The organism is Citrobacter sp. RHBSTW-00671, assembly GCF_014103415.1.
Classification (GTDB): domain Bacteria; phylum Pseudomonadota; class Gammaproteobacteria; order Enterobacterales; family Enterobacteriaceae; genus Citrobacter.
This window is the reverse complement of the sequence record NZ_JABXPR010000001.1, coordinates 4,355,900-4,369,054: the sequence shown is the minus strand read 5'-3', so window position 1 is coordinate 4,369,054 and position 13,155 is coordinate 4,355,900. Positions and strand designations below refer to the sequence as shown.

General features: G+C 57.4%; 11 protein-coding genes. 7 read left to right on the top strand and 4 right to left on the bottom strand.

From position 1 onward, the window contains the following. Nucleotides 1-10: 10 nt before the first annotated feature. The 7 genes from mhpC to mmuM all read left to right on the top strand — a co-directional run bounded on the left by mhpC (nt 11) and on the right by mmuM (nt 7,532). Nucleotides 11-877, top strand: coding sequence for a 2-hydroxy-6-oxonona-2,4-dienedioate hydrolase (gene mhpC / locus HV261_RS20995; protein WP_202039735.1), 867 nt, complete (start codon nt 11-13; stop codon nt 875-877). Nucleotides 878-886: 9 nt separating this feature from the next. Next, nucleotides 887-1,696: a 2-keto-4-pentenoate hydratase gene (gene mhpD, locus HV261_RS20990; RefSeq protein ID WP_202039352.1), complete on the top strand. Its 810-nt coding sequence runs from the start codon at nt 887-889 to the stop codon at nt 1,694-1,696. Continuing rightward, nucleotides 1,693-2,643, top strand: a complete 951-nt coding sequence (mhpF, locus tag HV261_RS20985) for an acetaldehyde dehydrogenase (RefSeq protein ID WP_202039351.1) — start codon at nt 1,693-1,695, stop codon at nt 2,641-2,643. Before mhpD ends, mhpF begins: the two co-directional genes overlap by 4 nt. Beyond that, nucleotides 2,640-3,653, top strand: coding sequence for a 4-hydroxy-2-oxovalerate aldolase (mhpE, locus tag HV261_RS20980; RefSeq protein WP_202039350.1), 1,014 nt, complete (start codon nt 2,640-2,642; stop codon nt 3,651-3,653). Before mhpF ends, mhpE begins: the two co-directional genes overlap by 4 nt. A gap of 68 nt (nt 3,654-3,721) precedes the next feature. Continuing rightward, nucleotides 3,722-4,936 (top strand): 3-(3-hydroxy-phenyl)propionate transporter MhpT, encoded by a 1,215-nt coding sequence (gene mhpT / locus HV261_RS20975; protein ID WP_202039349.1) that lies wholly within the window; start codon nt 3,722-3,724, stop codon nt 4,934-4,936. Between the two features lie 273 nt (nt 4,937-5,209). Beyond that, nucleotides 5,210-6,613, top strand: coding sequence for an S-methylmethionine permease (gene mmuP, locus HV261_RS20970; RefSeq protein WP_202039348.1), 1,404 nt, complete (start codon nt 5,210-5,212; stop codon nt 6,611-6,613). After that, nucleotides 6,600-7,532: a homocysteine S-methyltransferase gene (gene mmuM, locus HV261_RS20965; RefSeq protein WP_202039347.1), complete on the top strand. Its 933-nt coding sequence runs from the start codon at nt 6,600-6,602 to the stop codon at nt 7,530-7,532. The genes mmuP and mmuM overlap by 14 nt, the downstream gene beginning before the upstream one ends. Before the next feature lie 94 nt (nt 7,533-7,626). On the opposite strand, the gene fbpC is transcribed toward mmuM, so the two are convergent. From fbpC to HV261_RS20945, 4 genes are all read right to left on the bottom strand, one after another. After that, complete coding sequence (gene fbpC / locus HV261_RS20960) at nt 7,627-8,673, bottom strand: ferric ABC transporter ATP-binding protein (RefSeq protein WP_202039346.1); 1,047 nt, start codon at nt 8,671-8,673, stop codon at nt 7,627-7,629. Between the two features lie 11 nt (nt 8,674-8,684). Further along, nucleotides 8,685-10,763, bottom strand: a complete 2,079-nt coding sequence (locus HV261_RS20955) for an ABC transporter permease (protein ID WP_202039345.1) — start codon at nt 10,761-10,763, stop codon at nt 8,685-8,687. Nucleotides 10,764-10,831: 68 nt separating this feature from the next. Next, entirely contained in the window at nt 10,832-11,863 is a 1,032-nt protein-coding gene (locus tag HV261_RS20950; RefSeq protein ID WP_202039344.1) for an ABC transporter substrate-binding protein, read from the bottom strand. Further along, complete coding sequence (locus tag HV261_RS20945; RefSeq protein ID WP_202039343.1) at nt 11,860-13,152, bottom strand: MFS transporter family glucose-6-phosphate receptor UhpC; 1,293 nt, start codon at nt 13,150-13,152, stop codon at nt 11,860-11,862. Before HV261_RS20945 ends, HV261_RS20950 begins: the two co-directional genes overlap by 4 nt. Between the last annotated feature and the right edge of the window lie 3 nt (nt 13,153-13,155).

Genomic DNA, 13,155 nt, shown 5'->3' with positions numbered 1-13,155 from the left:
GGAGAACATGATGACTTACCAACCGCAAACCGAAGCCGCCACCAGCCGTTTTCTGGAGGTACAGGAAGCAGGTGAAACCCTGCGTGTGCATTTTAATGACTGTGGGCAGGGTGAAGAAACCGTCGTGCTGTTACATGGTTCAGGACCGGGCGCGACGGGCTGGGCGAACTTCAGCCGCAATATCGATCCGCTGGTGGAGGCGGGTTACCGGGTGATCCTGCTGGATTGTCCTGGCTGGGGAAAAAGCGATGGGATCGTTAACCGTGGGTCGCGATCCGATCTCAATGCCCGCATCCTGAAAAGTGTGGTTGATCAACTGGATATTCAGAAAATTCATCTGCTGGGTAACTCGATGGGGGGCCACAGCTCAGTGGCATTTACCCTGAGCTGGCCGGAACGCGTGGGCAAACTGGTGCTGATGGGCGGCGGGACGGGCGGCATGAGCCTGTTTACCCCGATGCCGACCGAAGGAATCAAGCGCCTGAATCAGCTGTATCGCGAACCGACCATCGAAAACCTGAAACTGATGATGGAAATCTTCGTTTTCGATACCGGTGATTTGACCGAAGCGCTGTTTGAGGCACGTCTGAACAACATGCTGTCGCGCCGCGACCACCTGGAAAATTTTGTCCAGAGTCTGGAAGCTAACCCGAAACAATTCCCGGATTTCGGTCCACGTCTGGCGGAAATCAAAGCTCAGACCCTGATCGTCTGGGGGCGCAACGACCGCTTTGTGCCGATGGATGCGGGCCTGCGTCTGCTTTCCGGCATTGCTGGCTCTGAGCTGCACATTTACCGCGATTGCGGGCACTGGGCGCAGTGGGAACATGCGGAAGCCTTTAATCAGTTGGTGCTGAACTTCCTCGCACGCCCTTAAGGAATGGATATGACGAATCTTAATCTTGAACAGTTAGCCGCCGATTTACGTCAGGCTGAAGAAAAAGGGGAAGCCATCGCCCCGTTGCGTGAGCTGATTGGCATGGACAACGCCGAGGCGGCTTACGCTATTCAGCACATCAACGTGCAGTACGACGTGGCGCGTGGGCGTCGTGTGGTCGGACGTAAAGTGGGGCTGACGCACCCGAAAGTGCAGCAACAGCTAGGCGTCGATCAACCGGACTTCGGCACACTGTTTGCCGACATGTGCTACGGCGATAACGAAACTATCCCGTTTTCCCGCGTGCTGCAACCGCGTATTGAAGCCGAAATTGCGCTGGTACTGAACCGCGATTTGCCTGATGCCGACACCACCTTTGATGAGCTGGTCAACGCCATTGAGTGGGTATTACCGGCGCTGGAAGTGGTCGGTAGCCGTATTCGCGACTGGTCAATTCAGTTTGTCGATACCGTGGCGGATAACGCCTCCTGCGGCGTGTATGTGGTCGGTGGTCCGGCGCAACGTCCGGCGGGATTAGATCTGAAAAACTGCGCGATGACAATGACGCGCAATAACGAAGAAGTCTCCAGCGGACGCGGCAGCGAATGTCTGGGGCATCCGATCAACGCCGCTGTCTGGCTGGCGCGCAAAATGGCCAGCCTCGGCGAGCCGTTGCGTGCCGGAGACATCATTCTCACCGGGGCGTTAGGTCCGATGGTGGCGGTGAATGCGGGCGATCGTTTTGAAGCCCATATCGACGGTATTGGTTCAGTCGCCGCCACCTTTTCTGCGGCGGTTACAAAAGGAAGTCAGTCATGAGTAAGCGTAAAGTCGCCATTATCGGCTCCGGCAACATCGGCACCGATTTGATGATTAAAATTCTGCGTCACGGCACGCATCTGGAGATGGCGGTGATGGTCGGTATCGATCCGGAGTCCGATGGTCTGGCACGCGCCCGGCGCATGGGCGTCGCCACCACGCACGAAGGGGTGATGGGGCTGATAGCGATGCCGGAGTTTGCCGATATTGACATCGTCTTTGATGCCACCAGCGCGGGGGCGCACGTGAAAAACGATGCCGCCTTACGGGCGGTGAAACCAGGCATTCGCCTGATCGATCTCACCCCCGCGGCCATTGGCCCATACTGCGTACCGGTGGTGAATCTGGAAGCCAACGTTGATCGGCAGAACGTCAATATGGTGACTTGCGGCGGGCAGGCGACGATCCCAATGGTGGCGGCGGTGTCTCGTGTGGCACGTGTCCATTACGCCGAGATTATTGCCTCAATTGCCAGTAAATCGGCGGGGCCGGGCACCCGCGCCAATATCGATGAGTTTACTGAAACCACCTCGAAGGCGATTGAAGTGGTGGGTGGTGCGGAAAAAGGTAAAGCCATTATTGTGCTTAACCCTGCCGAGCCGCCGCTGATGATGCGCGATACGGTGTATGTGCTGAGTGAAGCGGCCTCGCAGGCGGAAATTGAGGCGTCGATTAATGAAATGGCGGCGGCGGTACAGGCGTATGTGCCGGGCTATCGTCTGAAGCAACGCGTGCAGTTTGACGTCATCCCTGAGGATAAACCGGTGAATCTGCCGGGTATCGGCCAGTTCTCCGGACTGAAAACCGCGGTCTATCTGGAAGTGGAAGGTGCGGCGCATTACCTGCCAGCCTACGCCGGCAACCTCGATATTATGACCTCCAGTGCGCTGGCGACCGCAGAGAAGATGGCGCAGTCACTCACTCGTCAGGTAGGAGAAGCAGCATGAACGGTAAGAAACTCTATATCTCTGACGTGACCCTGCGCGATGGCATGCACGCCATTCGTCACCAGTATTCACTGGATAACGTGCGCCAGATTGCTAAAGCGCTGGACGACGCACGGGTTGATTCCATTGAAGTGGCGCACGGCGACGGTTTACAGGGCTCCAGCTTTAACTATGGCTTTGGTGCACACAGCGATCTGGAGTGGATTGAAGCGGCGGCGGAGGTGGTGAAACACGCCAAAATCGCCACGTTGTTACTGCCGGGTATCGGCACCATTCACGATCTGAAAAATGCGTATCAGGCCGGTGCGCGGGTCGTGCGCGTGGCGACCCACTGTACCGAAGCAGACGTGTCGGCTCAGCATATTCAGTATGCGCGCGAGCTGGGTATGGATACGGTCGGTTTTCTGATGATGAGCCACATGACCACGCCAGAGAACCTGGCGCAGCAGGCGAAGTTGATGGAAAACTACGGCGCCACCTGTATTTATGTGGTTGATTCCGGCGGTGCAATGAATATGAACGATATCCGCGACCGCTTCCGCGCACTGAAAGCCGTACTGAAACCGGAAACGGAAACCGGGATGCACGCCCACCATAACCTGAGCCTCGGCGTGGCGAACTCAATTGCCGCGGTGGAAGAGGGCTGCGACCGTATCGATGCCAGCCTCGCGGGGATGGGCGCAGGTGCAGGCAATGCGCCGCTGGAGGTGTTTATTGCCGCAGCGGATAAGCTTGGCTGGCAGCACGGCACCGATCTGTATGCGTTGATGGACGCCGCCGACGATCTGGTGCGCCCGCTGCAAGATCGCCCGGTGCGGGTGGATCGTGAAACACTGGCGCTGGGCTATGCCGGGGTGTACTCCAGCTTCCTGCGCCATTGCGAAGTGGCGGCAGCGCGTTACGGTTTGAGCGCGGTCGATATTTTGGTTGAACTGGGCAAACGCCGAATGGTCGGCGGCCAGGAAGATATGATCGTTGATGTGGCGCTGGACCTGCGCAACAGCAAGTAAAAATGATTACGCGGCTGGCAATGTATCAGCCGCGATTCACCTGCATCGTGAACTCTGAGGGACATCTTATGACGACCCGTACCCCCGCCTCCTCTTCGCGCCTGACGCTGACCGTCGGGCTTTGCTTTTTAGTCGCCCTGATGGAGGGACTGGATTTACAAGCCGCCGGTATCGCTGCCGTTGGTATCGCTCAAGCCTTTGCGTTGGATAAAATGCAAATGGGCTGGATTTTCAGCGCCGGGATTTTGGGATTACTGCCCGGCGCGTTGGTGGGCGGCATGCTGGCCGACCGCTATGGGCGCAAGCGCATTCTCATTGCCTCCGTGGCGTTGTTTGGCCTGTTCTCCCTGGCAACGGCGCTGTCGTGGGACTTTTCAACGTTAGTCATCGCCCGCCTGATGACCGGCGTCGGACTGGGAGCCGCATTGCCGAACCTGATTGCCTTAACCTCCGAAGCCGCGGGCCCGCGTTTTCGTGGTACGGCGGTGAGCCTGATGTACTGCGGTGTGCCAATTGGCGCGGCGTTGGCGGCGGCGCTCGGGTTTAGCGGTCTGGCGTCTGCCTGGCAAACGGTATTCTGGGTGGGAGGCGTGATCCCGCTGCTGCTGGTGCCGCTGTTGATGCGCTGGCTGCCGGAATCACAGGTTTATACCCAGCAAACACAGGTGGCCACCGCGCCGCTGCGCGCGCTGTTCGCACCTGCTACCGCGACCGCTACGCTGCTGCTGTGGCTGTGCTATTTCTTCACCCTGCTGGTGGTATACATGCTGATCAACTGGCTGCCGATGCTGCTGGTCGAGCAGGGCTTTCGTCCATCGCAGGCGGCAGGCGTGATGTTTGCCCTGCAAATCGGTGCGGCCAGCGGCACGTTAATCCTTGGGGCGTTGATGGATAAGCTGCGCCCGGTGGTGATGTCATTACTGATTTACACCGGGATGCTGGCCTCATTGCTGGCGTTGGGGACGGTTTCGTCATGGAGCGGCATGCTGATGGCCGGCTTTGTCGCGGGCATGTTTGCTACCGGCGGACAAAGCGTGCTGTATGCGCTGGCGCCTCTGTTTTACAACACGTCAATCCGCGCCACCGGCGTAGGCACTGCGGTGGCGGTTGGGCGTTTGGGCGCAATGAGCGGCCCGCTGCTGGCGGGGAAAATGCTGGCGCTGGGCACCGGAACGGTGGGGGTGATGGCGGCTTCTGCGCCGGGCATTCTGCTGGCCGGTCTGGCGGTATTTATTTTGATGAGCCGTAAATCGCAGATGACGGTCCAGGCCAGCGGTTCCTGAGGGTCATCCGGTTGCATGAACGGGAACACTCGCTTCCTACTTCCGGGTGAACGCAAGTCGGCGGCTCTGTTGCCAGAGTTTACATACAGTCTGGCAACGGAGGCGTTATGAGCTGGCGGCCCTTTTTATATCTCATTATTAACCCTCATCCAGTGTTGAGCGCCCGACGCGGGCATCTGCATCTGGTGCAGGGTTGACTTTGCATTCTGTCAACAAACACGGTATAACAAACCTTCTTTGGATGTTTAGATGTCCATACGTTTAGAAGGTTATATGCAAACAACACAACAAAATGCGCCACTGAAGCGCACGATGAAAACGCGTCACCTGATTATGCTCTCCTTAGGCGGCGTGATTGGCACAGGGTTATTCTTCAATACCGGGTACATCATCTCGACCACGGGGGCGGCGGGAACGCTGCTGGCTTATCTGATAGGTGCGCTGGTGGTCTGGCTGGTGATGCAGTGCCTGGGCGAGTTGTCGGTCGCGATGCCGGAAACCGGGGCGTTTCACGTCTATGCTGCGCGCTACCTCGGACCGGCGACGGGGTATACCGTCGCCTGGCTCTACTGGCTGACCTGGACTGTGGCGCTGGGTTCGAGCTTTACCGCTGCCGGATTCTGTATGCAGTACTGGTTTCCTCAGGTGCCGGTATGGGTCTGGTGTGTGGTGTTCTGCGCGATTATTTTTGCCCTCAACGTTATCTCCACGCGCTTTTTTGCCGAAGGGGAGTTCTGGTTTTCGTTAGTGAAAGTGATCACCATCATCGCGTTTATTCTCCTCGGCGGAGCGGCTATTTTCGGCTTTATCCCGATGCAGGATGGTTCACCCGCGCCGGGACTGAGTAACATCACGGCGGAAGGCTGGTTCCCGCACGGCGGCCTGCCGATCCTGATGACCATGGTCGCGGTGAACTTTGCCTTTTCGGGGACTGAGCTTATCGGTATTGCCGCCGGCGAAACGGAAAATCCGCGCAAGGTGATCCCGGTGGCGATTCGTACCACCATCGCCCGGTTGATTATTTTCTTTATCGGCACTGTGTTTGTGCTGGCGGCGCTGATCCCGATGCAGCAGGCGGGCGTGGAGAAGAGCCCGTTTGTGCTGGTATTCGAGAAGGTGGGCATTCCGTACGCCGCTGATATTTTTAACTTCGTGATCCTGACCGCCATTCTTTCTGCGGCGAACTCCGGGCTGTATGCCTCCGGGCGCATGCTGTGGTCGCTGTCGAATGAACGTACGCTACCGGCCTGTTTTGCGCGAGTAACGAAAAACGGTGTACCGCTGACGGCGCTGTCGGTCAGTATGCTCGGCGGTGTGCTGGCGCTGTTTTCCAGCGTCGTGGCCCCGGATACGGTGTTTGTCGCATTGTCGGCTATTTCCGGATTTGCGGTAGTGGCGGTGTGGCTGAGTATCTGCGCCTCGCATTTTGTGTTTCGCCGCCGCCATCTGCAGCAGGGTAACGCATTGAGTGAATTGCATTATCGCGCCCCGTGGTATCCGCTGGTTCCGGTACTGGGTTTTGTGCTGTGCCTGGTGGCCTGTGTGGGGCTGGCATTCGATCCGGCGCAGAGAATTGCGTTGTGGTGCGGGTTACCGTTTGTCGCGTTGTGTTATGGTGCTTATTTCCTTACTCAACCCCGTAACGCAAAACAGGAGCCAGAACATGTCGCAGAATAATCCGTTACGCGCACTCCTCGATAAACAGGATTTCCTGTTGCTGGATGGTGCTCTGGCGACGGAGCTTGAAGCGCGAGGGTGTAACTTAGCCGACAGCCTGTGGTCTGCCAGGGTGCTGGTAGAAAACCCGGCGCTTATCCGCGAAGTTCACCTGGATTACTTCCGGGCAGGGGCGCAGTGCGCAATCACCGCCAGCTATCAGGCAACGCCCGCGGGTTTTGCCGCGCTCGGCCTGGATGAGGCGCAGTCGAAAGCGCTGATTGGCAAAAGCGTGGAGCTGGCGCGTAAAGCGCGTGAGGCGTATCTGGCGGAAAATCCGCAGGCCGGGACGTTACTGGTGGCGGGTTCCGTCGGACCTTACGGCGCGTACCTGGCCGATGGCTCTGAGTACCGTGGCGATTACGCGTTAAGCATTGAAGCGTTACAGGCATTTCATCGCCCGCGTGTTGAAGCGTTGCTGGATGCCGGGGCCGATCTGCTGGCCTGTGAAACCCTGCCGAATTTTGCCGAAATTCGCGCGCTGGCTGAGTTGTTGACCGCGTATCCGCGTGCGCGGGCATGGTTCTCGTTTACCCTGCGTGATAGCGCACATCTGAACGACGGTACGCCGCTGCGCGACGTGGTCGCTTTCCTTGCGCAATATCCGCAGGTGGTGGCGTTAGGCATTAACTGCATTGCGCTGGAAAACACCACCGCTGCGTTGCAGCATCTGCATGGCTTAACGGCGCTGCCGCTGGTGGTGTATCCCAATTCCGGCGAGCAGTATGATGCGGTAAGCAAAACCTGGCATCATCACGGTGAGCATTGCGCGCAGCTGGCGGATTATCTGCCGCAGTGGCAGGCCGCTGGCGCACGGTTGATTGGCGGGTGCTGTCGCACCACGCCGAAGGATATTGCTGAGCTGAACGCGCAGCGTTGAGAATAATGCCGGGTGGCGGCTGATGCCTTACCCGGCCTACAAAACCACAAAACCACAAAACCACAAAACCACAAAACCACAAAACCACAAAACATTATGCCGCATCCGCCAGGATAAACATGCCGTACGGGTGGATTTCGAGGTAATACTGTTCGCCAACGTCCGGCTGCAGACGCGTGGCGTTAACCTGCAATAAAATCTCCTGCCCGTGCCACTCTACCGTGACCTCATACTGCGGTCCCATATAGGCGACGTGCTGGATCACACAGCGCTGGCTCTCCTCGCCGCGATCGCTGAGCGTAATCGCCTCCGGACGCACGCCAACCGTACCTTCTCCCTGGCTGGCGAAATGCAGCGGCCTTGGCAGGCGATAACCGTAAATATCGACAAACGCCTCGCTGAACGCGGCCGGGAACAGGTTGGCATCGCCCATAAAGCTCGCCATAAAGCGTGAGGCCGGCTGGCGATAGAGATCCTGCGGCGAGCCAATCTGCATGATGTGCCCCTTGTTCATGACCAGTACGGTATCGGACACCGCAAAGGCTTCGCTCTGATCGTGGGTGACGTACAGCGAGGTGATATCAAACTGTTTTTGTAGCTCGCGGATCTTATCGCGCATGCTACGGCGCAGGTTGGCATCGAGGTTACTCAGCGGCTCATCAAACAGCAGTACCTTCGGTTTGAGGATCAGCGCGCGCGCCAGCGCTACGCGCTGCTGCTGACCGCCGGAGATCTGATCGACAAAGCGGTCTTCGAATCCTTCCAGATCCACCATCGCCAGCGCCTCTTTGACACGGGCTTTCAGCTCTGCGCGCGGTACGCCAAGCATTTTCAGGCCATAGCCGACGTTTTCCCCCAGCGACATATGCGGGAACAGGGCGTAGGACTGAAATACCATACAGATATCGCGCTGTTGAATAGAGCGGTGGGTGACGTCTTCGCCATCAATAAAAATCTGCCCTTCGCTCGGTTTTTCCAGTCCGGCAACCAGGCGCAAAATGGTGGTTTTGCCACAACCGGACGGGCCGAGCAGCGTCACCATTTGCCCCTGCGGGATGGTGAGGTTGATATTGTCGATAACCGTGTTGCTGCCAAATCGTTTGGTGACGTTGCGCAGTTCAACGAAATTTTTCTGAGTCATAGTGCGCTCCATTACGCCTGGTTTTTGGCTTTTGAACGGGAGGTACGTGATTCACCGATCAGCCAGTCAAAGATAAAAATAATCGCCAGCATTACCACGATCAGAATGGAACCGTAGGCAATCGCCACGCCGTATTCGCCGTCTTCCACGCGGTTGAGGATGTAGGCCGTCGCCACGCGGGTATCCGGCGTGACGAGGAACACAATGGCGCTGACGGTGGTAATGGCGCGGACAAAGCTGTAGATCAGCGCTGAGAGGATTGCCGGGCGCAGCAGCGGCAGCAGGATGTGCGTAATAGTACGCAGCGAACCGGCGCGCAGACTGAGTGAGGCTTCATCCAGTGATTTATCGATCTGGCCTAAGCCCGCGATACCTGCCCGGATACCGACCGGGACGTTACGCATCACCATCGAGATAATCACGATGGCTGCGGTACCGGTGAGGTACACCGGGGCGCTGTTAAAGGCCAGAATATATGACACACCTGCGACGGTGCCCGGTACGGCAAAGCACAACATGGTGGTGAACTCGATGGTCTTCTTACCTTTGAACTGCTGACGCACCACAATCCATGCGATAAGCAGACCGAAGATGGCGGTAATCGGTGCGGCAATCCCGGCGTAGAGCAGGGTATCGAGCAGTGAAGGCCATGCACCGTCACTCATTCCCTGGCCGAACAATTTAGTAAAGTTCGCCAGCGTCAGGGTGTAGTCCACGCCCCAGTTGACGGTGAAGCTGCCGTAGAAAATGCTGCCGTATAGCAGGGCGTTAAAGGCGATCCACACCGCCAGCAGGGCAACCACGCTCCACACCAGCGTGACCGGTAGCGGCTGCACGTCGCCACGATAGGATTTACCGGAAACGGTGACATACGAGCGTTTACCGATCCACATGTACTGCACGCAGAACACCAGCAGCGAGAACAGCAGCAGGAAAGCGCCCAGCGTACTGGCGGCCTGGTAGTCGAGCTGTGAGCCGGTGATATAGAAGTAAATTTGCGTTGCCAGCACGTCGAAGTTACCGCCGAGCACCAGTGGGTTACTGAAGTCGGCCAGCGACTGCACCACCACGATCAAAAAGGCGTTCGCCAGCGCCGGTTTCAGCAGCGGGACAAATACGCCGTTAAAGGTCTGCCAGCGGCTGGCTCGTAGGGTGTATGACGCCTCTTCCAGCGAGGGATGAATGGTTTTGATCGCGCCGTCGAGGATCATAAACGCCATCGGGGTAAAGGCCAGTACCTGCGCCAGCCAGATGCCGGTAAAGCCGTACAGCCAGTTGGTGTTGGTTAAGCCAAACCACTCGACCATAAATTCGGTGATGTAGCCGGAGCGTCCCATCATCAGGGTGACACCCAGGCCAACGACAAACGGCGGGGTGACGATCGGCAGAATCGAGAAAATACGCCCGATAATGGCGCTGCGTTTGGCGATGCGGGTGGTGTAGATCGCCAGCACCAGACCAAAGAAGGTACAGCCAATACCAACGGCAATCGACAACATAATCGAGTTGAGGATCACCTGAATGATATGCGCCTGGGACAGCACATTCATAAACGCCAGCGGGGCAAATCCCCCGGTGTCGTTAGTGAACATCGGAATGAAAATCGCGATGCTCGGCCAGACGATAAAAATACCGATCAGCGCGACGATCGCGGTGAGCGAACCGATGACAAAACGGTCACCACCCAGCCATTCCAGACGAGTAAGCGCCAGGGTCATGATTGCGCCAAGCGCCACAAACAGCACGATGGTGGCATAACCTAAGCCGCGCCCTTCAAGGGTGGCGCTGGCAACGATAAAGGCCATACAAAAGAATGCCCAGCCCGCGTCAAGATAATGACGGCTGCGCTGTTCGCGTCGGGCTTCATTAAACGGACGCACCAGCAGCAGGCTCGGCAGTAGATACCAGAGCCAGCTAATGTTGAAATGTGACCAGCTGTAGGCGTCGAGAATTTCGTCGCGCGTGGACTCCAGCAGGCCATAGTCCAGGCTCCAGCTTGGCAGCAGGGCAAACGCCAGCCAGCCGAGCAAAACCCAAAGAAATATCGCATCCCGTTTTTTCACGGGATGGAGTGCAAGTGTGTGTGACATAGCGTTTCCGGTAATGTAGGCCGGGTAAGGCGTTTACGCCGCACCCGGAAAATGAACGCAACGTGGGCTTATTTACCCATCTTCACTTCGCTAACCCACTTATTGATCAACGCCTTACGTACGTCAGTCGAGCCGTACTTATCCATGTCGTAATTGATAAGCTTCAGATCGTCGAGTTTCAGCGAGTTAGGAGACGTCTCGGCGGTGGTGTTGGTCAGGATCTGATAGGATTTACCTTTCTTCCATGCCAGCTCCTGAGCCTCTTTTGACAGTACCCAGTCAACGAACAGTTTGGCGTTGTCGAGGTTACGCGCACCTTTCAGAATGCTGACGCCGCCAATTTCATAGCCGGTACCTTCGCATGGGGAGATGAGCTCCAGCGGGGCGCCCTGTTCTTTTTCCAGCGAGTAGTCGTGCAGGAAGCCAATGCCAATCGCCGTTTCGCCACGGGCGGCGTTACGCGCCGGGGCTATGCCGGATTTGGTGTATTGCGAGACGTTGGCATTGAGCTGTTTCAGGTAGTCAAAGGCCTGATCTTCACCCCACAGTTGGGCAAAGGTCGCCAGCGCGGTGTAGGCGGTACCGGAGCTTTGCGGGTCGGCAATCTGAATTTCGCCTTTGTATTCCGGTTTGGTCAGATCCTTCCAGCATTGTGGCACCGGCAGGTTTTTCTCTTTCAGGCGTTGGGTATTGACGCCAAAGCCCAGGATACCGACATAAACCGCGGAGGAGAGGTTGCCTTTTACCTTTGCCGGATCGCGGAATTTCTCCATGATCTGCTCGAGGTTTGGTGATTTATACGGTTGCAGCAGACCCATTTCGCCCGCCTGAGACTGCGGGTCCAGCGTACCGCCGTACCACACATCCGCCTGCGGGTTTTTCTTCTCGGCATCGACTTTCGCCAGCGTACTGCCCGAACCGTTGCGAATGAATGAGGTTTTCACATCATATTTTTCACCAAAGGCTTTGGTTTCGGTTTCACACATCTCGTTCGTGGCGCTGCAATAGACCACCAGACGACCTTGTGCTTGTGCCGCACTGCTGAAGGCAGCCAGCGCCAGAGTAGAGGCAATCAGGGTAGAGGTAAGCGTCAGTTTCATTGTTTTATCCTTTGACTGAGAGAAGGGGCGATACCCGCGATGAGCAGCGGCATTAGCAATAAACCCATAAAGACAGCGGCAACCGAGAGCAAACTGAACATCCCCGACCAGCCGTAATGTTCTATGACCAACGACAGCGGCCAACCCGCCAACGCGGCCCCCAGATAGGCGAACAGCCCGAGAAATCCGGTGATTGAACCTGCCGCCGCTTTGTGTCCGCATTCGACGGCCGCCAGACCAATCAACATCTGCGGGCCAAAAACGAAAAAGCCCACGGTAAAGAAACAGACAGCCAGCAGCGCGTAGTGGTGAACCGGCGCCAGCCACAGCGCGGCGACGGAAACCATCAGCCCCAGCGTGAACAGCAAAATCATCGGGGCGCGCTGGCCGCTGAACAGCAAATCCGAACCCCAGCCGGCAAACAGCGCACCGAGCAAGCCGCCGACCTCAAACAGCATCACTGTGGCATTGGCGCTGAGCAGATTCACGCCGTGGCTTTCCGTCAGCCAAATGTTGCCCCAGTCGTTGAGCGCGATGCGGATCAAATACACCAGCACATACGACACCCCCAGCAGCCAGATCATCGGATTCTTCAGCATGGTGGTGCGTAACATTTGCCACAGCCCCATCGGCGGGCTTTGCTGCTCCTGACGCAGCTCCAGCGGGTCATGCCGCCATTCTCCAACGGTAGGGAGACCCTCTTCGCGGGGCGTGCCTTTCAGTTGCAGCGTCAGCCAGATACCTAATGCCATGCTGATGATCCCTGGTGCCAGCATCGCTGCCTGCCAGCCCCACCAGTGGGCGGCAAAAGCGCTAATCAGCGGGATAATGGCGCCACCGATGTTGATCGACATATTCCAGCAACCCCACCAGAAGCCGCGTTCGTTACGCGAATACCAGTGGGTCAGCAGGCGGGCGCAAGGCGGCCAGCCCCAGCCCTGAAAAAATCCGTTCAGCGTCCAGACCGCTAGCAGCAGCGTCAGCGATTCACCAAACGCGAACACCACGTTCAGGATGCCGGTAGCGAACAGGCCAATGCCCATAAATGCGCGCTGCCCATGGCTGTCGTGCCAGAGTCCCGCGGTAAACTTCGACAAACCATAGGTCAGGTAAAACAGCGATCCCAACAGACCGATATCACTTTTATCCAGTCCCAGATCCATTTGCAGCGCCGGGAGGACGTAGTTAACGCTTTTGCGCGTCAGGTAAAACGCCGCGTACCCGATGACCATGCACATCAGTAGCTGTGGACGCAGCGTCCGGTATTGTTGGTTGATGTCGGTACGCATAGC